This window comes from Psychrobacter sp. NG254 (assembly GCF_015277735.1).
GTDB lineage: Bacteria > Pseudomonadota > Gammaproteobacteria > Pseudomonadales > Moraxellaceae > Psychrobacter.
The window spans coordinates 546,395-569,623 of record NZ_JADHDA010000002.1; the positions used below are offsets into that span (position 1 = coordinate 546,395).

Here is a 23,229-nt window from a genome sequence, read left to right on the forward strand (position 1 = left end):
GATGCTCGTCAGTATGGTTATCTATAGCCGGCGAACTATTAAACCGCTACGGTGTTACCTTCCCTAGAGGTACTATATGTACAATCTACGGTCGGCTGCCTTGTAGCTGTTTTAGATTTCTTTGACTATATACTTAATAAATAACGTCGATGCGTCCAGTAAAAAGCGTAGAAATATTACCGTTATCTAAGTGCAATTGCAAACACCCGTGAGTATCCACACCGCAAGCATGACCGATCACCACATGCTCTTTGTTATTATAGTGTTGGGTGACGCGTAAGCGCAGACCTGCTAGCGCATCCATCGCTGCAAATTGTGCCAAAAAACTATCCAAATAATACGTATGACCGGTGGGCTGCTCTAACCCTAAATGCTCAAAGCGCGTCATCGCCGCCATCAATGCTTTACTCATCTGCTGATAGAGTGTTTGTAGGTCTGGTAGTCTCTCAGAACGCGTCTCTGGAGGTAGCATCTCATTAATATCTTGCAGACTAATCGCTTGGTAACTCATGCCCTCAGATGTCTGCGCCGTTAGTTTTGGCGCAGCTTGTACATTGAGGCCGATACCTAATACCACACCGACCACCCTACCAGATTGAGTGACAGGCTCTATCAAAATGCCAGCCAGTTTATTAAAGGGTAGCGTACGCTGAGTTGACACGGCACTATTCAAGACTGAGTTGTCCAATATCGAGTCAACCGCCACAGATTTATCTTCATCTGAGGTTTTAGTTGGCTGCTGATAGAATCCTAGATCATTTGCCCATTTGACACCAATTGGCGTCAACTCTTGTGCTTGCAACTGCTCATTCAATGTTTGAATGATAGGCATATTTGCCAGCTCAACGCCGATGATGAGCGACAATATACCACTGATCGGCATATGCACAGGATGATATAGCGACAGATAGACATTGCCGCGTGGCGATTGCCATGAACGGCCGTGTTGTCCACGTCCGGCGCTCTGGGTTTCAGCGGTCAACAGCTGCACTGCCGTGACATCCAATGTGCCGTTTTGGATTTGCTCTATCAGCTCGCTATTGGTCGAGGCGCTGCTGACAACATGACGGTGATTGAGCTCAGATAAGTAAGCAGAGGAATTCGTGAGTGGCAGCATAAGTTTAGTCGATGTGGTTAAAGGAAATTTTGATATACTGGGCGATTGTCAATGACAGCATAAAGGTCACGTTGAGATTTGGCAAATACAATTGAGCACGCCTAAGCGGCAGTGAGTATTATAGCGTCAGTCAGTATTATAAAAGGTTCGTTCTATGATGTTATATGTGTGGTTTGTGATTGCAGGGGCGTTCGCAGGTGTCAGCGCGGGCTTGTTTGGCGTGGGCGGCGGCATGATTATCGTGCCTGCATTGGTCTGGATTTTTACCGCTTATGACTTTTCGCCAGAAGTCGTGACCCATTTGGCCATCGGTACCTCACTTGCAACCATCGTGGTGACCTCAATCAGCTCACTGACTGCACATAATAAGCGCGGCGGTGTACGCTGGGAAGTATGGCGCAAAATGGCGCTTGGATTGGTGATTGGTAGTTTAGTCGGTGCTGGTATCGCAGATATGATTGATGGGCAGGCACTACAGGCCATCATCGGTATTGGTGCGTTATTGGTCGCGTTAAAAATGCTGTTTTTTTCTAATAAAGAGCAAGTGGGTAAACCGTTACCACCAGCTAGCGTACAGTTTGGTGCAGGTACTGGCATAGGTATGGCGTCATCTATCTTTGGTATCGGCGGCGGCAGTTTGACTGTACCTTTTTTAAACTGGGCAGGGTTACCAATGAAACAGTCGGTCGGCACGTCAGCAGCGTGTGGTCTACCGATTGCGTTGGCAGGGGCGGCAGGGTTTGCATGGTTCGGTCAAGACGTGGTCAATCTGCCTGAAGGCACCATAGGGTTTGTCCATATTACTGGGTTTCTATTTATCTCAGTGGCGAGCTTTGCCATGGCAAAAGTCGGTGCCAAGCTCGCCCATGTGCTGCCAGCACTCACACTTAAACGCGCGTTTGGTGTGTTGTTATTGTTTGCAGGTGGGCAGTTGTTACTAAGTGGGATTGGGATATTGTAAGAAACCAATCGTTTTTAATTTTTATTATCATATAAGGAGTTAAAAATGTTTACAGTAATAGCTAGTCTCTTAGGTGTTCTTATTGGTGGATTACTTCCTTATATAACGAATAAACAAATACATAAGCATGATATTGATAAATTAAAGTTAGAGCATAATAAGGAAGTGAAAGTCTTCACACGTGAAAAGTATGAGCAATTAATTATTAAGCTGTATCGCCTAGCTTATATGGCTTATGAAGGCGTATATTATCGTTCAAGAAATGAAAACCTAAATTTTACGATGGAGACATTCATGATGTTAATGGCTGAAGTTGATACTTTAGTCATGCTTCATTTCCCTTTGTTAGAACAGGACTACGAAAAATTTTCTAAACAACTCGTTAAATTATATATCGAATTATTTTCTGGTAGTTTCGGACAGTGTGAGGTTATTAAAGAAGAATTTGATAGAGAAGCTGAAAACCTATTAAAAGTTGTCAAACGACATGCTAATGAATATACGCAAATAGTAACTTCTTAGGAATAGTCTTACTTCCTTTGCTATTCTTCATTGATTACTTTTGAAAGATTACGGTCTTAGAGAGTTTCGGTATCGTCTATGACAACCACAAATACTCCAACTTCAGGTAGAATAGCCGCCTATTTTTGCTAAGTTTATCTATTATCCATAGGCTTAAAACTCCTAAAGCTGACAGGCCTTAAGTCCTTAGATAAACTTGACGTGTGGTAGCAATGACAAACCTTTATAAAGCTAGTATGTAAACTGTGAGACATTATTAGTATGAAAGCTGCAGAAAAATACCGCCGTGTTTTCGGCTCAATGAATCATCTAAAAGAGCAACTATCATGGACGACATGCCTCTCTAATATGGTAGAGTTTTTGGCATGGGAGCCAAAGCAGATTCTTGGTATCACTAAAAAGCAATATGTCCGTCAAATCATTGAGTGGGCTACCCATCCAGAGCTAAAGGATAAAAACATAGAAGAGATTGAGCAATCAATCATCAAAAAGCTAAATACAAAAATGAGTGAATCTGAGCAGCTAGAGACCTATTCAACGCAAACGATGGGTATCTGTAATGCAAGAGAAGCTGTTCGCCGCGTCACGTTTTTTTCTGAAGATTATCTGAATAAAGAATTCGATATCTTTTTGAGTTTATGTAGTGATGTTTATCTAGATTTATTTTATCAGCAATTTATAGCCTTTGAGCCAAGTGGATCATGGTCGACACATGGCAACAGCGGCATGTTTGAAAACAGTACAGAGCTAAAAGCGATGTATATGGATAACTTGGCCTATAACCATCAGGCAAATGTACTGATAGCAAATGAGTTAAAGCTCGCTGGTCAGAAAAACCCGGACCAAATCCTAAAATACTGTTTGATGTATGAGCATTTATTAGAGAAAGGTTTTATCGATAAAGGGGCAAAGTTTTTGCTACTGTTTATCGGTGGTGACGCGTTAAAGCAAAATAAGCAAACGCTCGTAGATCGGGAGCTGGCGCTGTGTCACAAAAGACCAAGGAAGTATCAGCATCTATTAAGAACAGAGCTGTTAGAGATAGTCGATCATTTAGAAGTGGCAAGTATCACATGGTCAGCCCTCATCGAGTTTAATAATCGCTACTTAGCAGAAAATAACGTCTGCCAAGTGGAGCAAAAACTGCTACGAGGGTTCCATCAAAGCCTTGAATCAAAATCGTTTATGCACTTAGCCGTTTAACCCTAAAAACTCACTACAATTTCAGGTAGAATAGCCGCCTGTTTTTGCTAAGTTTATTGACTATTCATGCGTTTAAAATCTCTAAAGCTGGCAGGCTTCAAATCCTTTGCCAATCCAACGACCTTTACTTTTCGTCATGGTATCACTGCCATCGTCGGGCCGAACGGCTGTGGCAAATCCAATGTGATTGATGCCATTCGCTGGGTGCTTGGCGAGACCTCCGCCAAGCAATTACGCGGCGGCGCGATGAGTGATGTTATCTTTGCTGGTACGCAAGATAAAGCCGCCAAAAGCGTTGCCAGTGTCGAGCTGACATTTGAGCATACCCAAGATGAGTATACTGGCATTCGTCATGAGTTTAACTTGTACCAAGAGCTGTCTGTTCGCCGTCAGGTCAATTTGGAGGGACGCTCTGATTACTTTATCAATGGCACGCGTTGCCGTCGCCGTGATGTGGTCGATGTATTCTTGGGCACGGGACTGGGTGCGCGTAGCTATGCGGTGATTGAGCAAGGCATGATTGGGCGAATCGTTGAGTCCAGTCCCATGCAACTGCGTGAGTTTATCGAAGAGGCAGCAGGTGTCTCACGCTATCAGGCGCGCCGTGAAGAAACGCAAAAAAAGTTAGAGAAGACAAAAGACAATCTAGCGCGCCTGCACGATATGCAAAGCGAGCTACTCCGTCAACAGAAAACACTGTCTAAACAAGCAGAGAGCGCGCAGCGTTATGAGACACTGGCATTGACGCTGGCTGATATTGAACAGCAGCTCGCCATTCAGAAGCTGTATCAAGCCAAGCACAATCAGCAGCAGCAAAAAATAGCGCATGAGCGTAGTGCTACTGAGGTATCAACGCTACAGGCTAGCTATGACACGCTCAAAGCTCAGCAAGACAAGCTGGCGACTCGTATCAACCAAGAGCAATGGCTCAAAGATGACGCCCAAAGTATTCATTATCAGCAGCAGCTCGGCTATCAGCAAGCGGAATACGAGTTAAGTGATGCCAAATCACAACTGACAGCCATCGAGCAGCAACTGTCTAACTTGGCTCAGCAGCGTGAGCAAGCAGTGGGTGATATCGAAAGACTAAAAGCTGAACAAGCTGAGCAAAATCAAGCGCTAGAAGCGTTACGCCCACAGCTTATTGAGCTGACAGGTAAACGCGATGACTATAAGCGTAATGAGCAGCCACTGCAGCGCGCATGGCATGACGCACAAAACCAGCTGTCACGCTTGCAAGATAAAGCACGCTTGCTTGAGCAGCACCAGGCCATCAATGTGCAAGCACAAAAGCGCCATCAAAAAAGTCATGACAAATGGCAGCGCCGCGAGCAAAACTGGCAAAACCTGTGGCAGCAATTACAGCAATCTATCGCGCCATCTGACCGTGCTGCTGTGAGTGATATGACTGATATGCAAGACTTGAGTCAGGTGCTAGAGAAACAAGTAGCTGATTTGAATAGGCAGCTGCAGCAGATTGAGCGTCAGCGTGAGGGCGTGGATGAACGCTTGTCTGAGATACAACCGCAAGCGCATGGCTTGCAGCAGAGACTAAGTTCACAGCAGAGCGAGCTTAGCGATGATGAAAAGCGTCATGCGTTGCTGGCAGGCGAATACGATACCCTGCATCAGATATTGCATCCGAAACCTACACAACAGCCGCAGCAGCAATCAGAAAAGATTAAAGCTACCGCGACAGATAATGTAGATAGCGATGGCATACCTAATCAGCCGTTAGCCATCGCGACGCTACGTGCGCAGATTGAGCTAAGTGCACTAGGGCAGGAACATGCACCGTTACTCGATAGTATTCTGGCGTTATGGCTAGACAGCCATGTGCTGGTTGCTAACCAACAAGCTAACCAAACCAATCAATCAAGCGTTGATAATGCTACTGGCGTTTCTCAACAAGCTAATAGCTTATGGCAAGCGCTTGAGCATGACGTTGCAGACTTACTGACTTATCAAACGGCACAAAATACACCTGCCAGTGCAAAGGATAAAACCTTAGTAGAGACAGGTCATAGCCTATGGTTGCCTACTGCGCAAAATGATATTAGTGACCATGATTTTGTCAGCGAATTACCAGACAATTTGATTGATAAAGTGTTGCCGTTATCGCAGTTGATTACTCAGCCGCTACTCTCACTATGGCAACAGTGCTATATATATACAGCGGCGTTTGACAGTAGTTATCAGCATGAGATTGACACACTGACTGAAGTGCTAAAGTCATTACCACCATCAGCGATTCTACTTACCGTAGATGGTTGGCTGATCAGTCGTCATGGAACGATTAATTTAAGCAAATTCGCTGGTGCACAGGATGAGCAAAACGATAGCAATAGCCAATTCCTCACGCAGCGCTTGCAACAGTGTAGTCGTTTACAGGCGTTAGAAAACTTGCTTGATGAATTTGAAACCAAAATAGAAACGCAGAAGAAAGCTATCGCTAAAAACCAGCGTGACTATGATGCATTAATGATCAGCTTAGAAGAAACGCGCGCGCAAGCGGAGCAATTAACCAGAGATAAGCATCAATACCAGCAGCAACTGACCACCGAGCGAGCCAACGCTGAACGCTTGCAAGCAGATAGCCAACGCCTGAATGCTGATAAAGTCACGCTAGAACAAGAAAAGCAGGAACTGGCGCAAGAGCAACAAACGCTTGAGCAAGAACAGCAAAACATCGAAGCTGAGATAGTTACGCTCACCCCACAGATAGCAGAGGCACGAGCGACGACTCAGCAACTGCAATCTGAGCGCAGTGAGCTAAATCGCGCGCGTCAAGCCGATGATGACGCGTGGCAAGCATTACAGCTGCGTATTCAGCAATACGAGATGCGCTTGGAGCATAGCGTTAGTAGTCTGGTACGTGCGACGGCGCAATATGATAAGTCGTTAGAGAGTGAACAACATCTACAAATGCGCTATGAGAAGCAGCAAAACAAGCTGCCGGATTTGCAAGCTATATTGCAGCGTGTACGGGTAGCGCGTGATGCGCAGCAGGTGTTATTAACAGAACGAGACAGCGCATTGGCGATGCTAAAGCAAGACTATGCCCAGCAGCAAACGGCATTTGACACGTTGCAACACACATTACAGATGCAGCAAAGCGAGCTTGCCCATCATGCGACTGAACTGGCACTGAGCACAGCGCGTTTGGAAGATGCCAGTACGCATACGCAAAGCACCCTAGATGCTTACGCTCGTGTAAGTGATAAATACAAAGCACAAGCAGAGCATTCGCAACATTCACAAACAAGCATGAGCGTCTCAAACCTGCTAGCAGATTTTATCGCTCATGATCGCCGCGTCCGCCCAGATAAGATCACGGCACTTGAGTCCGAGCGAGCCAAGCTGACCCAGCATTTGAGCAAGATTGGCGCAGTGAATTTGGCTGCGGTCGCAGAGTTGGCCGAGGTAAATGAACGCCTAGATCCACTCGCACAGCAGACAGCAGATATTGCGGCTAGTATGCAAACATTGACTGAAGCGATTGCCTCTATTGACGAGACGACCAAGACGCTATTTATGCAGACACTTGATGCGGTCAATAATGAGCTGGCCAATTTGTTTGCCAAAGTCTTTGGTGGCGGACAAGCCAGCCTAACGTTGAATACTGACGAGATGCCAGCCAATACAGCAAAGTCAGAACAGTGGCGGGCAGGAGTCACCTTAATGGCGCAGCCTAAGGGCAAACGTAACAGTAGACTAGCGGTACTGTCTGGCGGTGAAAAAACCCTTACTGCGCTGAGTTTGATTTTTGCCATCTTTAAGCAGCATCCCGCACCGTTCTGTGTGCTAGATGAAGTCGATGCGCCGCTCGATGATGCCAATGTTGCGCGCTTTACCAGTCTTATTCATGAGCTGGCAGACGACTTACAGTTTATCTTTATCAGTCATAATAAACTGACCATGCAGATCGCTGATGAGCTAAAAGGCATTACCATGCCAAGTGCGGGCATCTCGACATTAGTTAGTGTCTCACTTGATGAGGCCGCGCGTTACGTGGAGAGCTAGTAGCTGCTATTCACCTATCATTGACCTGAAATGATACGGGTATCGGACATCATGATAAGTGCGCAAGTGATATGTTTTATGCTGTGATTGCCTATGTAATGGCAATAAAAAATCGCTATCAGCCCTGCTGTATCGACCGTATAGTGACTCCGTTAACTATTGAGCTGACTATAGTAGAACACTAATGTATGCACTGTGATTAAATAAGTCAATGCAATGAACCAGTTGGCATAGACACTGTTGATTTTGAGCTCAGTCAAGCATACTGGTTATAAAATACACAATGTGATGACGGCATGAGTTTGCCATGCTAGAATATTGCCATTTATGCTCGATTGTGTATTCTCTTTTGTTATATATACTAGGATGTATTTATCATGACCGTTGTTCAGTTTATATTGATTGCCGTTGCCGCGTTTATCGTGTTTGCAGGGCTGTTTATGGTCATTCGCAGCTTTAAGCGCCGAGGTGCTACCGAAGCTGCTGCGGTCAATTATGATAAAAATGGTATTCCCATCATACCGCGTCACGAGCGCAATATCGTTGATCAGCCAGATTTGGATGATACGGTCGCGGGCGAGACAAGCATTGGCCCTGATCGTAGCTATCTAGATGCCGTCGTCGAGGAAGCGCCTCTGACCGAGTCGCACACTACTGTCAATACCCAGCTTGATCATGCCGCGCCGGATGATGACTATGGTGTGATAGATGATGCCGACTATGCGCGCTGGCAAGATGAGCAGCGCCGTGCCGACAGTGCTGAGTTCGTAGAAGTTGCCGAGCAGATGCATATAGAACAAGAGCCTGATGCGTTCTCAAGCCTAATGTCAGCGACTGATAGCCTGATGCCATCAATCGATACTGCAGAAGAGCCAAGCTTCGATGAAAACAGTCCGATACTTGATCAGCATTTATCAGAGTCAGGCGATGATGCGCAAAATGGCCCACTGATCCATGCCAAAGACAACATCAATATCACCATCTTGCCGAACCAATATCGTGATCGTCCAGCGGCAATTATCCGTGGTCGTGATTTGCTGGCACTGATTGATAAATATGGCCTACGCTATGGCGCGATGAACATGTTCCATCGCTACGAGCAAAAAGACGGCACAGGCATATTGTGGTTTAGTATGATGGGTATCACCGACAGTGGTATCGCGCCCTTTGATCCGCATAGTGTCGCGACCAACAGTTATAATGGCGTGGTGGTGTTCTTGTCATTGCCGCATCCACAAGCCGTGCACAGCTTTGATAGTATGATGAGTATTGCCTATATGATGGCAAGCGATCTTGACGCGACTATCTTGGACGAAGAAAACGAAGCAATAACCCCTGAATACAAGCAGCAGCTACGTAACCAAGTCCGCGACTATGCAGGTTAAAAATTGTGCAAGTTAAGCATGATGCAGACTAAGCACTGATTAATCTAAGAAGCAATAAAAGGGCAAATAGCGCTCGACGTTATTTGCCTTTTTTATGGTCTGCATTTTTTTCAATGTATATTTATTAAAAAAGTCACACTCAGTCCAAGATAAGTTGGAGACAAGCAGGTCGAGTAAAAGTGCGCAAAGCACTAAGCTAAGTAGGCCTGATGCCATCGCTGATTTATATGGGATTGACTATACCGAGCCTACTGCAAACTTGTTATCATATCGGTATCTTGAATTGCGAAAAAGACGCCGACTATGACTGACTCTACCTCACCAAATAATTCTAAAAATCTATCTGCCCAAGTAGAAAGCCAAGCACCTGCGACCTCTAATGTACCCAGTCCGACCGATGGCAGTACCAATAATAGTACAGAGATTGTCTCGCAAATGCGTGCGCTTATTGACGCGATTAAGACGCATAACTATGCCTATTACGTGCTTGATAATCCGATATTAGAGGACAGCGAATACGATCAGTTGCGTCGCTCACTGCTTGAGGTTGAAGAAGCACATCCAGATTTGGTACAGCCAGACAGTCCGATCAATCAAGTCGGTGACATGCCGTTATCAGCCTTTACCCAAGTCACGCATGACATTCCAATGCTATCGCTGGGCAATGTCTTTGAGTACGATGATTTGCGCGATTTTATGCGCCGTGTCAATGACCGTCTCAGCGTGTCTCAGCAAAGTCCAGAATATGAGATGGAATTAAAGCTCGACGGGCTAGCAGTATCGTTAAAATATGAGCACGGTAAGTTCGTGCAAGCCGTCACGCGTGGTGATGGGCAGACAGGTGAAGACATCACGCAAAACACCAAGACCATTCGTAACTTGCCACTTTGGATTGCAGGTGCCGCTGACATCGAGCTATTAGAAGTGCGCGGTGAAGTATTGATGCCAAAGGCAGGGTTTGAGCGTCTCAATCGTTTAGCAGAAGAGAGTGAGGGTAAAACCTTTGCCAATCCGCGTAATGCGGCCGCTGGTAGCTTACGTCAGTTAGATCCTGCCGTCGCCGCCAGTCGTCCACTGGCATTCTACGGCTATTCGGTCAATCAAGGTTTGCCAGATACTATCGACACTCAGTCAGGGGCGCTGGCATGGCTCACCGAGCTTGGATTTACGGTCAGCGCCGTAGAAGTGGTGGCAAATCCACGTGCTGCCCAGACCTATTATGAGTCAGTGATTGAGAGCCGTGCCAGTTTGCCGTTTGAAATCGATGGTATGGTCATCAAGGTCAATAGCCTTGCGCTACAGCAGCAACTTGGATTTTTGTCCCGTGAGCCGCGCTGGGCGACTGCCTATAAATTCCCTGCTGAAACCGTCATGACGCGTCTAAATGATATCGAATGGCAAGTCGGGCGTACCGGTCAAATCACCCCAGTCGGTAAGCTCGAACCCGTCAAAGTCGGCGGTGTCACTGTCAGTAATGTGACCTTGCACAACTTTGGTGAGATTCAGCGTTTGGACGTGCGTGCAGGCGATATGATCAGCGTACACCGTGCTGGTGATGTGATACCGAAAGTCAGCCGCGTTTGGCATGACCAACGCCCAGCAGACTCCACACCAGTCACGCTACCGGCTACTTGTCCTGTCTGCGACTCGCCTGTGGTGCTGCCAGAAGATGAAGCATTGGCACGCTGTACTGGTGGCCTATTTTGTCCTGCGCAGCAGCAAGAAGCACTGATTCACTTTGTCTCACGTCGTGCCATGGATATCGATGGGCTTGGCGCGAGTTGGCTTATTAGCTTCTTTGAGCACGGTTTGGTCAAAACTGTGGCAGATATTTACCAATTGCACACTCACACGGATGAGATGGTCACGCTAGAAAAATTGGGCGAAAAATCCGTACAAAACATCATCAATGCCATTGAAGCCAGTAAGCACACGACATTGGCTCGTTTTATTTATGCGCTTGGCATACGTGGTGTGGGCGAGGGCACAGCGCAAAACTTTGCTCAGCAATTTGGTGACCTCGATAGCCTGATGGCAGCCAGTATCGAAACCCTAATTAAAACCCCTGACGTTGGCACCATCACTGCCGAGCTGGCTTACGAGTTCTTCCGTGCGCCACATAATATCGAAGTCATCACTGCATTACGCGAGGCTGGCGTCCATTGGGATAAGGTCGAGCAGGTCGCATCTGAAGGGCTACCACTTGATGGGCAGACGTGGGTGATTACGGGTGCACTTAGCAGCATGGCGCGTGATGAAGCCAAAGCCAAACTACAGGCACTGGGCGCAAAAGTATCCGGCAGTATTTCTGCTAAAACCACGGCATTATTGGCAGGCGAAAAAGCTGGCTCAAAAATGGCGAAGGCTGAGAAGCTGGGTGTGAAAGTGGTGGGTGAGGAAGAGTTTTTGGCGTTGGTTGGGGAGTAGAGTATGAATACTGATGACATGGAAGGTCTGGACGAAGAAACTCGGCAAGAAATTAAAGAGTTGCAAAAGGTGACGCGTGAGAAGGATGGGGATGAGGCATATGCGGAATCTCAGTTTAATATTGGTATTATCTTAGCACAAGGTAATAATGTTTCTGGTGCGTTATCTGTGTGGAAAGATATTGAACGGAAAGATAGTCCAAATTCTTATGCTTATGCTCAATTGAATACAGGTATCGCTTTTGAAAAAAATAGAGATACCGAAAAGGCGTTATCTGCATGGAGTAATATAAAGCGCACAGATGATCCAAAGGCATATGCTCATGCACAATTCGATAGTGGGGTCGCTTTGGATACAAAGGGCGATAAGAATGCTGCTCAGGTAGCTTGGAAGAACATTAACCGAGCAGATGATTTGGAGACATACAGTCAAGCACAATATAATCTCGGACTAATGCTATATATCAATGATGATAAAGAATCTGCTTTATTACTTTTAGAAGCTATTGACCACTCGGATAGTCCTCATGCCTATGCAAAATCTAGATATCTAGCTTCTCAGATACTAAAAGAGCAAGATGAATATGAGGGTGCATTAAAGCATTTATGTGATATTAAGAGTTCTGATGATTCAAGAGTGTATGCCAAAGCAGAGCTTATAATCGCTTCTTTGATGAAAGATATGGGGAGTGACGTAGGGTTTCTAGACGCATTACGTAGAGTGCAACGTAAAGACAATGCTACACATTATGCCTTTGCACAATTAATGGTAGGTTTTGATTTTAAAAACAAAGGCGATACCAAACAAGCTATTAGAATATGGAGCAATATACTATCTTCAGATGAGTTAAAAATATATATGTCTGCTCAATATGAAATCGGTAAGCTTCTAATTTTTGACCATGAATCAAAAAATTACGCTGATGCCAAAAATGCATTTACTAATGCTGAGTCAGATTATCCCTATGAAACTTATTGCTATAAAAAAATATGCGATTTACTGGAAGCTTCCAAGACAAAAAAACTTGGTCTAAGTTTGCTTGAAATTTTCAATCTGGTATTAGATGTAGTTAATATTTTGACGCTAGATTTCAGGAAATATGCTGATGAAGAAAAGCCTTTCGAAAGAAAGCTTGCACACTATACCAGTACGTTCACCGCTAATATTTTGCTAGAGAGTGATGAAGAAAAAAACTTTCCAAGCGCATTTCGTCTTAATACAATTAATAACGTTAATGATCCTAGTGAGGGTCAATTGCTTATTAGAAAGCTGAAAAGTGTAAAAGATAATAATTTTACTGCATTAGGTTTTAATGAAGAGTTTCATGCTTTTATAGGCTGTTTTACTTTTAATAATGACAGTCTAAATCAATTTAGACTTTATGGTAAACAAGATAACAAAGAGGCTTCTGGAGTAAGCTTAGTTTTTAACAAAAGCTTTTTCCAGCCAAAAAACTTTGCAGGAGGAATTTCTTATTTATCAATTGAGAATACGTCAAACGATACTAAGGCTGTTTCAGGTATAGATAGTAAAAAGCTTTATGATAAAAGGGTTCAAGAGACTAAGAACGAAAATGGTAGTCATAAACGTGAGGTGATTAAACATTCAGTAATGAGATGTGTTTATTTAGACCCAGCTTCAGAATATTTTCATTTAGCACAGCGAAATCGTTTAACGTTTTTTAGAGAGTTTGGTGATAAGACGATAATAAAAGATGGTATCAAGCAATCTCAAGCTGAATATGAGTGGGGTATTTATCAAGATTATATAAAGATCATTACTGATGAATTCAAAATTGCTTATGAAGATCTTAAGGTTACTTATGAAGAAGTAGAGACGGAAATTAACAGTGTAAGGTTTATTCTTGGGAGCTTGAAGCAGAAAGAGTTGAACACCTTATTAGATGAAATCCTTTTACCTTTGAAGTATTTGATAAAGCATTCAGCATTTCGTGAAGAGCAAGAGTGTAGGATGATTTATATCACTTCAATCGATAGGCCTGAAGTGACAATGAAATATGGTAGTTTTCTATATGTCGAGTATGAACCTAGCGTTAAAGACCATCTCGATAAAATCTATATAGCTCCTGCTGCGCTTCAACACAAAAGGTATTTTGAATATATCTTACAAAACGTGGATGTACCAATTGAAGTATCAGCGAATGTATTTCGATAGTCAAACTAGATATATAGGCCTAAAAATGCAGTGGTAGCTCGGTGATAATCCATGTTTAATTTCATGGATTACCACCTGTACGATACGTAAGTTTTCTACTCCACCATCTCACTATGCGCTTTTGCATTACCTTTCTTACCATCTGGCTGTATCACGATAGGTAGCACCAATCCTTTGGCAAAGTCATCAGACAGCACGTAATCATAACGACTGGCAGCGACATCAGGCGTGGTATGAATGATAAGCGTCATCTCATTGCCATCGGTCAGCTCATGTGAAGTATAGGTCTCACTCAGTTGATCCAATATTTTTGACACTGCCTCGTTACTGGCCATGCTAATGGTTAGATTATGCTGCGCAGTCGCCGCGTCCACCTTAAAGTAATCTGCATAATCACGGACGTTTTGGCTATCGAGCGCAAATGGATATTTGTAAGTGGTAGGATCAGCAGGCTTTTCGCCACTATCCATCATCGACCAGTCGATGGTATTGGCCGCTGGTTTGCCTTCTGCTGTTGAGGGTGCTGCTGCGGTAGCCGACGTCTCCACTTTATCAGCTGCTTGGTCGGTGACATTGACAGCATCAGCACTGCTATCACATCCTGCCAGCGCCCACATACTGGCCGCTGCAATCACCGTTAGATTTATCAGACGCTTTGCCATCGAGTTATCCTTTTTATTATCAGTCATGATTAATGTACTTTACCTGCTATTTTGACAGCTTTCTGTAGGGTTCTCTAGCGAAATACATCGGATGGTAAATTTTGATATAGCCATGTTCATAGAGATATCGAATGAATATGCACAAAAAAGCAGCCATTATAAAATGACTGCTATTTATCTGTGACAACTATTAGATGGTCTTTAGCGAATTAGATTTGGCAGTTTACTTGGTATTCCTTACCGTTTGCCCATTTCATCGCAAAGATACCTTTGTCATCTTTCATGTGCCATGCATAGACGACTTCTGGGTTTGAATCATTTACATAGCTTGCCACTTCACCTTTTACCGCACCATTTAAGATGACAGGTTGCTCGGCCCATTTTACTTTAGGCAAAGTCACATTGAGCATCACTTGTTCTTTATTAATAGACTGTTTTGCCATGATGGTACTGTCATCCGTACAGGTGTATGGTGCTGGTGCCATACGATCATAGGCTGCTGTGACCTTTTCTGGCACAGGTGTATCAGTCGCAGTCGGTGCGGTAGTCGCACAAGCGCTCAATAGCGCAAGGGCAGGTAGGGCGGTTGCAATTTTAGTTATTATTTTCATAGTGCTCTCCAAAGCTTTTTACTGGTGTCATTTACTTGTTCTTAATGATGCGTTTAGCATATGAGGCTTATAGTAGCGAAAATGAACCATGTCAATGTTAGAAATTGTTTGTTACCTGTTAGCTTCGTTACCCAACCGCTGTCGAATGTAACTTGCAGTTTCATAGTACATGTACAGTATGAAATGCTGATTTTGAAGCTCGTGTTTTGAAAATCATGGTTATAGAATCTGACTATAAAATCTGATTATAAAAAAGCGCCTATCAACGAATGGCTGATAGGCGCTTTTTTGATTGACTTAACACGCTCTAATTCGAGCATGCATTTTTATACTATCAATACTACTTGGTTTTACGCGGCGGCAGACCCGTATGTTGAGTTTGGAAGTTGCCTTTGCTGACTCTTTTTTTAGTGTTTGTAGCTGCTGCGCCTTTTGCCGCTGCATTACTATTTGACGAATTATTGCTACGCTTCACTGAGTCATTACCAACACGGCTGTTCTTTTTGCGCGCTGACTGATAAGTATCTTGCGCGGCATCACGCCCTTCTAAACTGGCGTTAAATGGCGGAATCAGGCAACCACGGTTTTTACCGATCAAGTCACTACGACCCATATCTTGCAGAGCTTTACGCAGCATCACCCAGTTTTTTGGATCATGATAACGGAGGAACGCTTTGTGCAGTTTACGCTGCTTGCCAGACTTGACGATATCCATGTCACCTTCATCACGGCTGATCTTATGTAGCGGATCTTTGTGCGTATGATACATGGTGGTCGCGGTTGCCATTGGGCTTGGATAAAATGCCTGTACTTGGTCAGCACGGTAGCCATTACTTTTGAGCCAAAGGGCAAGGTTCATCATGTCTTCATCTTTGGTACCCGGATGGGCGGCGATGAAGTAAGGAATCAGATATTGCTCTTTGCCCGCTTCTTGGCTGTACTGCTCAAACATGGCTTTAAATTTGTCATAGCTGCCCATGCCCGGCTTCATCATCTTCGATAGCACGCCTTCTTCAGAGTGCTCAGGAGCAATCTTTAGATAGCCACCGACATGATGACTGACCAACTCTTTGACGTATTCAGGGTCTTTCACCGCCAAGTCATAACGCAAGCCAGACGCAATCAGGATTTTTTTCACGCCTTTGATATCACGCGCTTTGCGATACAGCTTGGTCAAATTACTGTGATCGGTAATCAAGTTCTCACAGACGTCAGGATAGACGCAAGAGGGCTTACGGCAGTTCTTTTCAATCGTCTCGTCTTTACAACTCAGACGATACATATTGGCAGTTGGGCCACCAAGGTCCGATATCACGCCAGTAAAGTTAGGCGCGGTATCACGAATCGCTTCAACCTCGCGCAAGATAGAGTCTTCTGAACGGCTTTGGATAATGCGGCCTTCGTGCTCAGTGATCGAGCAGAAGGTACAACCACCAAAACAGCCGCGCATGATATTGACTGAAAACTTAATCATGTCATAAGCAGGGATGCGCGCATCACCGTAGCTTGGATGAGGCAGGCGTGCATACGGCAAGTCAAACACATAATCCATCTCTTCAGTTGAGAGCGGAATCGGTGGTGGGTTGAGCCATACATCGATAGAAGTATGGGAGTTGCCTGCACCGCTGCTATGACGCTGCACCAGCGCACGGGCATTACCTGGATTGGTCTCTAGATGCAAGATACGACTCGCATGAGCATAGAGCACAGGGTCAGATTTGACGTGCTCATAATCAGGCAGGCGAATAACTGTCTGCTCACGTGGTGGCATTTTTAGCTTATGCTTACGTGCGGTCATCGGCTTATCAAAACCGCGCATTTGTACCACTTGCGTCTCTTCGTCCACTTGATCGGCGTTGATGACTTTGTTGGTCACAGGCTCAGCGACAAATCCCTGATACTGTGACGACATAGATGACATGGCTTGACCAACTGGCGAGTCGCTTGGCTTTTCTTGCTCAATTGAGCAGCTATCAATATCTTCAGTCATCACATAAGGATTGATGATCGGATCGACACGGCCAACGGTATCGACGTCGTTACTCGCGACTTCAGTCATACCGTCTTGCCAGTGGCGGCGTGTTGGAGTCAACAGATACGATGTACCACGCAATTTGCTCATTTGCTCAAAGCTATAGCCTTTAGACAGACCATGTACCACATCGACGATGGCACGCTCAGCATTACCATACAGTAAGACGTCAGCACGGGCATCCAGCAAGATACTACGGCGGACTTTGTCTGACCAATAATCATAATGAGCGATACGGCGTAAGCTGCCTTCGATACCGCCTAAAATAATAGGCACATCAGGATAGGCTTCACGGCAGCGCTGGCTATAGACGATAGCGGCGCGGTCAGGGCGTTTGTTTGCCACGTTACCAGGAGAGTACGCATCATCGCTACGGATTTTACGATCTGCCGTGTAGCGGTTGATCATGCTATCCATGTTGCCCGCGGTCACGCCATAAGCATAGACAGGTTTGCCCAGTTCCATAAAGGCGTCTTTGCTCTTCCAATCTGGCTGAGCAATGATACCAACACGGAAGCCTTGAGATTCTAATAGGCGACCAATAATCGCCATACCAAAGCTTGGATGATCGACGTAGGCATCACCTGAGATGATGATGACGTCACAAGCATCCCAGCCCAGATCATCCATCTCTTTGCGGCTCATCGGCAGATAAGGCGCTGGCTCGTAGCAGCTCGCCCAGTGTTTGTCATAATCATAAAGTGGCTTGGTGCCTTGTTTAAAGGCAGTGCGGGCGATGGTATCGGCAGACATGGGCGGACCTGTTAATTAGAAAATTGGCACTAAAAATACGTCCCTTATCACTCACTGATAATAAAGGCGAATTTAAAAGCGCTCATTTTAACATGAATCGCCCTCACTATGCGACCTATTCTATGATGGGCGATTAATGATAAGTTATTGATAGCATGAGATAAACTGCTCATGCAAAGTAAGCTGTTAGCACAGCAAGATAATGGCAAAAGTAGTCTAGGCAGAACAGTCACATAATTGGCGCTATAAACCTCATATTAAGTAATATTCTCCATCCTTGTTCAATTCATAATTACATGAGTACAAGCACAATAATCAAAATATGAATTTGGTTAATACTAATCATTTGTTTTCTTATATTTATAAATTTCTCATAGTAGATTTTGGCACAGGTTTTGCTCCACACCTGTTAGGGCTTATTTGTGCACACTGATGAGTGAAAATGGTGCACCGATAACATTTGAACAGATAGATAAGTGTTTGGAGATAAAATGAGAGCATCATTCGCGGGGCTAGACATGATAAAGGGCTTATTAAAACTATTAAGGTCATCGCTAAGCAATATACTGGTGCTGGGTACACTACTGTTTACAGCGATGGGTAGCGCCCAAGCCGCAGAGACGGATACCTTGACAGTGGCACAGCTGCTCGAATATCAAAACATCGCTTGGATTATCTGGGGCGGGGTATTGGTGTTTTTTATGCAGGCAGGTTTTGCATTACTAGAGAGTGGATCGGTACGAGCAAAGAATGCAGTAAACGTGATGATGAAAAACTATACCGATATGTGCATCGGTGGTCTGGCATTTTATTTGGTCGGCTTTGGGCTAATGATGGGCAACAATCACTCAGGATTTGTCGGTACGGATCATTTTATGCCAACTGAGTTGTCCAATATGGACTGGGCACTGATGTTTTTTCAGATGATGTTTGCGGCGACAGCGGTGACCATTGCTAGTGGAGCGATGGCAGAGCGTGTCTCGTTCATCGGCTATGCAGTCGCCGCCTGTCTGATTTGTCTGTTTATCTATCCTGTGTTTGCCAGTTGGGTGTGGGGCGGTCATTTCGGCGGTACGGGTTGGCTAGCCGAGCTTGGTTTTATTGATTTCGCTGGGTCTACTGTCGTGCATTCGATCGGAGGTTGGCTTGCGCTGGCAGGTATCTTGGTCATTGGCCCAAGACTGGGCCGGTTTGCCCCTGATGGCACGCCCAGACTAATCGCAGGGCACAACATGACGTTGCTCGCGCTGGGCGGATTTATCTTATGGTTTGGCTGGTTCGGGTTCAATGCTGGATCGACCTTGTCTATTACAGGTGATATCGGCTTGATCGCCGTCAATACTTTCATTGCAGCAGTGAGCGCTGTCGTGAGTTATATGTTGATCTCTCGGACACTTAACAAAGCGATTTTGCTGAGTGATAGTGTCAATGCCAGTTTGATTGGCTTGGTCTCCATCACCGCAGGCTGTGCCACAACGACACCTATCTTTGCTATTGTCATTGGTGCGGTCGCCTCCGTCGTCTATATCCTATCCACGCAGGCATTGTTAAAGTTCAAAGTAGATGATGTGGTATCGGCTGTAGCAGTACATGGTTTTGGCGGTGCATGGGGTACACTTGCAGCAGGATTGTTTTATACAGGGGATTTGTTCAACTTATCACGGATTGGTATACAAGCACTGGGCGTGGGCGTGGCATTAGCTTGGGGGCTAGGGTTGGGTCTTGTGATGTATAAGCTCATTGATTTCAGTTTTGGATTAAAGGCAAGCCGCTTACATGAGCAGCGTGGCCTTGATTATACTGAGCATGCAGAGCTTGGTTACCCTGAATTCCAGAAGCAGATGTTTGATTCCAAGAGTTTAACCGAGCGGCATTTATAGGAGAGAGCTGATGAATATTGATACTCAATCCGTAGACCAAGCTGTGTCCGCGATGACAGAGATACTTGCAGCGTATCTGCATCCTGAAGAGGTACGGCTGCTTAAATCGCAGTGGCAACGGTACTCGTCGGTCTCTGTAAAAATGATGCAGCAATGCATATTGGATGCCACGAGACGCTATCCTGAGCTACAAGATCACAAGTCTGATATTCGTAAAGCCTTTTGGGATACGTTGCAAACGAGCAATTCGCAGATACAGGAGGTGGATGATCATAGCGACATCATCGATACGCCAGTCATCGTCTCACAATTGGTTTTGGCGTTTTATAGCGTCATTGAGGCGCTTCGTAGTCAGCTAACAGACATGGAAAATCACAATTTATTTCTGACGATGCACCAAACTGTTTCGCAAGAACGCACCTTCAAAGGGCATAGCATCCATATCAAACAGTTTTTGGAAGGGGGTCTTCCATCCGTACCTGACGATGAGTATCTCTTAAACAATTTGGTGCAGCTGGCCTATGTGTGCTTGTGCGATGTTGCAGGGCCTGTTGAAGCAGATGAAATGATGTTTCGAGCAGCACAAGCGACTAAGCAAAGCTACCCGAAAGCACTGGTCGAACAGTTGTTTTAATCGATTAAATAAGCACGTTACGATCTATGATAAAGACTCCCTCGTAACGTGCTCTACGTTTTAACACGAACGGTGAGCTGCCTAATAGCTTACTAATTATCTAATAGCTGAAGTGGGAAAGTAACCACGTCAAAGGCGAGGGCAAAGGGTAGTAAGACCAGTTTTTGTGCGCTATTTGGACCGCTACGAGTGACAACATCTTGCTGAGTCTGCGTATAAAATCTCACCGTATAGGGTTTGGTTAAAGCGCGATAATTTGACTGAATTAGGCTTAAGTTACTGACTTGTGGGTAGATAGCGCCTTTGACAGGCACGCTAAAGCAAAAGCGCTGAGCATTGATACGTTGATCGCTTGCCGAGGTACATTCTTTACCGTTATTTTGCAAAAAGAACTGATAATCTGAGCGCCCAAATTCGTCTTTTAATTTAGCATAAGACAGTTTCATTTCACCTTGAAAGTACCCATCGTTGTTGGGTACATCAAAGCTCATATCGTTATCTACTTGAATGTTTTTTTGCGTCAGATTACTCAGTAAGTTCACCATCTCTGTCCCACCTTGGGTGAGCACGTAGCTGTTCTTTTCACCCACGATAACCATTGTCGCGTTTGGCATTTTTGGTAACGCCTGCGCAGGGCGACCAAAGGCAACAATTTGATCTTCAGACAATATTTGCTTCGTTGTGCTGGTACTGGCATGCCCGTTATTGTCTAACAATGAGCTGGTGGCACAGCCTGAGCTGGCTAGTACCGTAGCAAACAGAGCACCTGCCATTATGGTTTTTGGATGTGATGATTTTGAATTTGATGGTCTTAGATTGGACTGTTTTAGTGCTATGCGCATATCTTTGCTAGCAGCATTTGTATTGTCGGTCATGATTAGGCTTCCTTGTCTAATAAATGGGCTTACGAAATTGGCTATTGAGGTTTTATTTATCACTAGACTTCTGGTGATATCGTACAGGGTTTAGATATCATTTAGCTACTTATCTTCAATTGTCATATGATGGGTAAATTTAGCTGTGACTTATTGGTTGTAATTAATCTAGCGTGATTTTTGTCCCACTCTTCGTAAAGTTCATCACAAACTGACTTTTGAAGTTGCGTACATTATTCTCGTAAGTCAACAAGCTGCGCGTGAACTGATGATAGTCACTCATGTTTTTCGCATTGACCATAAGCATAAAATCAAAATCCCCTGATACTTCATAACAGCTCATGATTCGTGATTGCGCGTCCATCAGGCGCTCAAACCGATGCTGCATTGAGGTATTAGAGCGCTCCATTTCTATCATCACCACTGCCGTCAGACCATAGCCCACTTTGTCAGGATTGACGATGGCTACTTGTTTGGTAATTACGTCATTATCTATTAGCGCCTGTATACGCCGCTGCGCCGTTGCAATAGATACATGCACTCGCTCTGCGACAGTTTTAAGCGGTAGGGTCGAATCATCTTGTAGCAAGTTCAAAATGGCTTTATCAATATTGTCTAAAGTATGGCTCATGTCCCGACTTCCTTAATAGTAGTAATCTTTTTATATTTTATAAATATTATCACTAAAAGCCCTAGTATAAGAAAATAATAATTTATAACGTACTTATTTGATAATTTTATTCATTAATATAGATATATAGAGATAATGTATCAAAGCACCCTAGTAAAATAGACTGTACCAATTAGAGTCGCTTCAAAATAAGAGCTACCGATTGGTTCTCTACCATCTATTAATATCTACGGTGCTTATAATGTCTATCTCGATGCTCTCCAATATCTTCACTAATACGCTAGCAACGACTGCTGCACGTTTGCCATTGCCTGCGATTTGGACGGCAGGTAACGCACAACAACGTACCCTGATATTAGGGGTGTCTTTTGCCATACTATCCAATGTGTTATTTGGCGTACTCTATGCGTATAGCAGTTTTTTAGCGCCACTATCAGGAACGCAAGTGTTTATTTGGCGGATGCTTGCGATGTGGGCAGCGTTGGTAGGATATCTGGTGGTAAGTGGACGTCTGGGGTTGCACATTGATAAACTAAAAGCGCTAAAGGGCGCGAAGCAATGGGCTTGGTTGCTACTACCTACGCCGATATTTCTCAGCCAGTTTTGGTTATTTATGTGGGCACCAGTTAATGGTCAAGGTGTGCAAACCGCGATGGGTTATTTTTTATTCCCACTCATGATGGTGGTGTTTGGCTGTGTCCTCTTTGGCGAAAAACTAAGCCGCCTGCAATGGTTGGCAGTGGCATTTGCCGCAGTAGGGGTGGGTAGCGAAATTGTGCGCACGCAAAGCGTATCATGGGCAACGCTATGGGTATGTGGTACCTATCCTGTTTATTATATTTTACGCCGACTGCAAGGTATTGGTGCGGTAACTGGACTGTTGGTTGACTTAAGCATTTTTGCACCATTTGCCTTGGCTTACCTGTTCTTTTTTGCGCCCAGTAGTGTGGCTTTGGTAAGTGGTTCTGGCTTTTTTATCATGATGCTAGTAGGGCTGGGCATATTAAGTGTCTTGGCCATGAAAACCAACGTAGACGCCAGTCAAATGTTACCTGTGAATATGTATGGCATGATGAGTTATTTAGAGCCAGCACTCTTATTTGTATTGGCCATCACCGTTTTGGGCAATCCGTTTGAGTCATCAATGATTTATAGCTACGGTCTGATTTGGTTAGGCATAGCGTGTCTGGTTGCGCATGGTATTAGGCAACTGCGTCAAGCCAATAGTCAGACAGCAACGTCTCTAGAGGAGCAAACCGATTGTCTATGAGATGTCATAGACAATAAAAAAGGACGGCTCAATAAATATTGAGTCGTCCTTTTTCGTATTAGATTAAC

General features: G+C 44.7%; 16 protein-coding genes. 10 read left to right on the forward strand and 6 right to left on the reverse strand.

Annotated features, from left to right (window positions below):
* Window positions 1–133: 133 nt before the first annotated feature.
* Window positions 134–1,117 carry a biotin--[acetyl-CoA-carboxylase] ligase gene (locus tag IP510_RS04935; RefSeq protein ID WP_194363651.1) on the reverse strand — a complete coding sequence of 328 codons (984 nt, stop codon included), beginning with the start codon at window positions 1,115–1,117 and terminating at the stop codon, window positions 134–136.
* 157 nt (window positions 1,118–1,274) lie between these two features.
* Here IP510_RS04935 and IP510_RS04940 point away from each other — a divergent pair, with 157 nt between their 5' ends.
* The 7 genes from IP510_RS04940 (at window position 1,275) to IP510_RS04970 (ending at window position 13,813) form a co-directional block, all read left to right on the forward strand.
* Window positions 1,275–2,078 (forward strand): sulfite exporter TauE/SafE family protein, encoded by an 804-nt coding sequence (locus IP510_RS04940; RefSeq protein ID WP_194363762.1) that lies wholly within the window; start codon window positions 1,275–1,277, stop codon window positions 2,076–2,078.
* 45 nt (window positions 2,079–2,123) lie between these two features.
* The gene (locus IP510_RS04945) at window positions 2,124–2,600 is read left to right on the forward strand and encodes a hypothetical protein (protein ID WP_194363652.1); all 477 of its coding nucleotides are present in this window, start codon (window positions 2,124–2,126) and stop codon (window positions 2,598–2,600) included.
* 261 nt (window positions 2,601–2,861) lie between these two features.
* A complete protein-coding gene (locus IP510_RS04950) occupies window positions 2,862–3,803 on the forward strand; it encodes a hypothetical protein (RefSeq protein WP_194363653.1) in 942 nt (313 codons plus the stop codon).
* Window positions 3,804–3,869: 66 nt separating this feature from the next.
* Window positions 3,870–7,826 carry an AAA family ATPase gene (locus IP510_RS04955; RefSeq protein WP_194363654.1) on the forward strand — a complete coding sequence of 1,319 codons (3,957 nt, stop codon included), beginning with the start codon at window positions 3,870–3,872 and terminating at the stop codon, window positions 7,824–7,826.
* A gap of 377 nt (window positions 7,827–8,203) precedes the next feature.
* Window positions 8,204–9,211, forward strand: a complete 1,008-nt coding sequence (locus IP510_RS04960) for a cell division protein ZipA C-terminal FtsZ-binding domain-containing protein (protein WP_194363655.1) — start codon at window positions 8,204–8,206, stop codon at window positions 9,209–9,211.
* 303 nt (window positions 9,212–9,514) lie between these two features.
* Window positions 9,515–11,638, forward strand: a complete 2,124-nt coding sequence (gene ligA, locus IP510_RS04965; protein ID WP_194363656.1) for an NAD-dependent DNA ligase LigA — start codon at window positions 9,515–9,517, stop codon at window positions 11,636–11,638.
* Between the two features lie 3 nt (window positions 11,639–11,641).
* Complete coding sequence (locus IP510_RS04970; protein ID WP_194363657.1) at window positions 11,642–13,813, forward strand: DUF2971 domain-containing protein; 2,172 nt, start codon at window positions 11,642–11,644, stop codon at window positions 13,811–13,813.
* A 95-nt stretch (window positions 13,814–13,908) separates the two neighbouring features.
* Here the strand turns inward: IP510_RS04970 and IP510_RS04975 are convergent, their stop codons facing one another.
* From IP510_RS04975 to IP510_RS04985, 3 genes are all read right to left on the reverse strand, one after another.
* Window positions 13,909–14,502: a hypothetical protein gene (locus IP510_RS04975; protein WP_227669478.1), complete on the reverse strand. Its 594-nt coding sequence runs from the start codon at window positions 14,500–14,502 to the stop codon at window positions 13,909–13,911.
* Window positions 14,503–14,684: 182 nt separating this feature from the next.
* A complete protein-coding gene (locus tag IP510_RS04980) occupies window positions 14,685–15,086 on the reverse strand; it encodes a hypothetical protein (protein ID WP_194363658.1) in 402 nt (133 codons plus the stop codon).
* A 340-nt stretch (window positions 15,087–15,426) separates the two neighbouring features.
* Window positions 15,427–17,871: a YgiQ family radical SAM protein gene (locus IP510_RS04985; protein ID WP_194363659.1), complete on the reverse strand. Its 2,445-nt coding sequence runs from the start codon at window positions 17,869–17,871 to the stop codon at window positions 15,427–15,429.
* Window positions 17,872–18,467: 596 nt separating this feature from the next.
* Here IP510_RS04985 and IP510_RS04990 point away from each other — a divergent pair.
* Together IP510_RS04990 and IP510_RS04995 are read left to right on the forward strand one after the other, a co-directional pair.
* Window positions 18,468–19,751, forward strand: coding sequence for an ammonium transporter (locus IP510_RS04990; protein WP_413786462.1), 1,284 nt, complete (start codon window positions 18,468–18,470; stop codon window positions 19,749–19,751).
* Window positions 19,752–19,761: 10 nt separating this feature from the next.
* Window positions 19,762–20,385: a hypothetical protein gene (locus IP510_RS04995; RefSeq protein WP_194363660.1), complete on the forward strand. Its 624-nt coding sequence runs from the start codon at window positions 19,762–19,764 to the stop codon at window positions 20,383–20,385.
* Between the two features lie 92 nt (window positions 20,386–20,477).
* On the opposite strand, the gene IP510_RS05000 is transcribed toward IP510_RS04995, so the two are convergent.
* Window positions 20,478–21,260 carry a hypothetical protein gene (locus tag IP510_RS05000; protein ID WP_194363661.1) on the reverse strand — a complete coding sequence of 261 codons (783 nt, stop codon included), beginning with the start codon at window positions 21,258–21,260 and terminating at the stop codon, window positions 20,478–20,480.
* Window positions 21,261–21,423: 163 nt separating this feature from the next.
* Entirely contained in the window at window positions 21,424–21,891 is a 468-nt protein-coding gene (locus tag IP510_RS05005; RefSeq protein ID WP_194363662.1) for an Lrp/AsnC family transcriptional regulator, read from the reverse strand.
* Window positions 21,892–22,132: 241 nt separating this feature from the next.
* Between IP510_RS05005 and rarD the strand changes: the two genes are divergently transcribed.
* The gene (gene rarD / locus IP510_RS05010; protein ID WP_265087559.1) at window positions 22,133–23,161 is read left to right on the forward strand and encodes an EamA family transporter RarD; all 1,029 of its coding nucleotides are present in this window, start codon (window positions 22,133–22,135) and stop codon (window positions 23,159–23,161) included.
* The last annotated feature ends 68 nt before the right edge of the window (window positions 23,162–23,229 follow it).

What these genes read in the sequence shown, in the direction of transcription:
- IP510_RS04935 (WP_194363651.1), bottom strand. Translation starts at nt 1,117, where the DNA reads ATGCTGCCACTCACGAATTCCTCTGCTTACTTATCTGAGCTCAATCAC.
- IP510_RS04940 (WP_194363762.1), top strand. Translation starts at nt 1,275, where the DNA reads ATGTTATATGTGTGGTTTGTGATTGCAGGGGCGTTCGCAGGTGTCAGC.
- IP510_RS04945 (WP_194363652.1), top strand. Translation starts at nt 2,124, where the DNA reads ATGTTTACAGTAATAGCTAGTCTCTTAGGTGTTCTTATTGGTGGATTA.
- IP510_RS04950 (WP_194363653.1), top strand. Translation starts at nt 2,862, where the DNA reads ATGAAAGCTGCAGAAAAATACCGCCGTGTTTTCGGCTCAATGAATCAT.
- IP510_RS04955 (WP_194363654.1), top strand. Translation starts at nt 3,870, where the DNA reads ATGCGTTTAAAATCTCTAAAGCTGGCAGGCTTCAAATCCTTTGCCAAT.
- IP510_RS04960 (WP_194363655.1), top strand. Translation starts at nt 8,204, where the DNA reads ATGACCGTTGTTCAGTTTATATTGATTGCCGTTGCCGCGTTTATCGTG.
- ligA (WP_194363656.1), top strand. Translation starts at nt 9,515, where the DNA reads ATGACTGACTCTACCTCACCAAATAATTCTAAAAATCTATCTGCCCAA.
- IP510_RS04970 (WP_194363657.1), top strand. Translation starts at nt 11,642, where the DNA reads ATGAATACTGATGACATGGAAGGTCTGGACGAAGAAACTCGGCAAGAA.
- IP510_RS04975 (WP_227669478.1), bottom strand. Translation starts at nt 14,502, where the DNA reads ATGACTGATAATAAAAAGGATAACTCGATGGCAAAGCGTCTGATAAAT.
- IP510_RS04980 (WP_194363658.1), bottom strand. Translation starts at nt 15,086, where the DNA reads ATGAAAATAATAACTAAAATTGCAACCGCCCTACCTGCCCTTGCGCTA.
- IP510_RS04985 (WP_194363659.1), bottom strand. Translation starts at nt 17,871, where the DNA reads ATGTCTGCCGATACCATCGCCCGCACTGCCTTTAAACAAGGCACCAAG.
- IP510_RS04990 (WP_413786462.1), top strand. Translation starts at nt 18,468, where the DNA reads ATGGGTAGCGCCCAAGCCGCAGAGACGGATACCTTGACAGTGGCACAG.
- IP510_RS04995 (WP_194363660.1), top strand. Translation starts at nt 19,762, where the DNA reads ATGAATATTGATACTCAATCCGTAGACCAAGCTGTGTCCGCGATGACA.
- IP510_RS05000 (WP_194363661.1), bottom strand. Translation starts at nt 21,260, where the DNA reads ATGACCGACAATACAAATGCTGCTAGCAAAGATATGCGCATAGCACTA.
- IP510_RS05005 (WP_194363662.1), bottom strand. Translation starts at nt 21,891, where the DNA reads ATGAGCCATACTTTAGACAATATTGATAAAGCCATTTTGAACTTGCTA.
- rarD (WP_265087559.1), top strand. Translation starts at nt 22,133, where the DNA reads ATGTCTATCTCGATGCTCTCCAATATCTTCACTAATACGCTAGCAACG.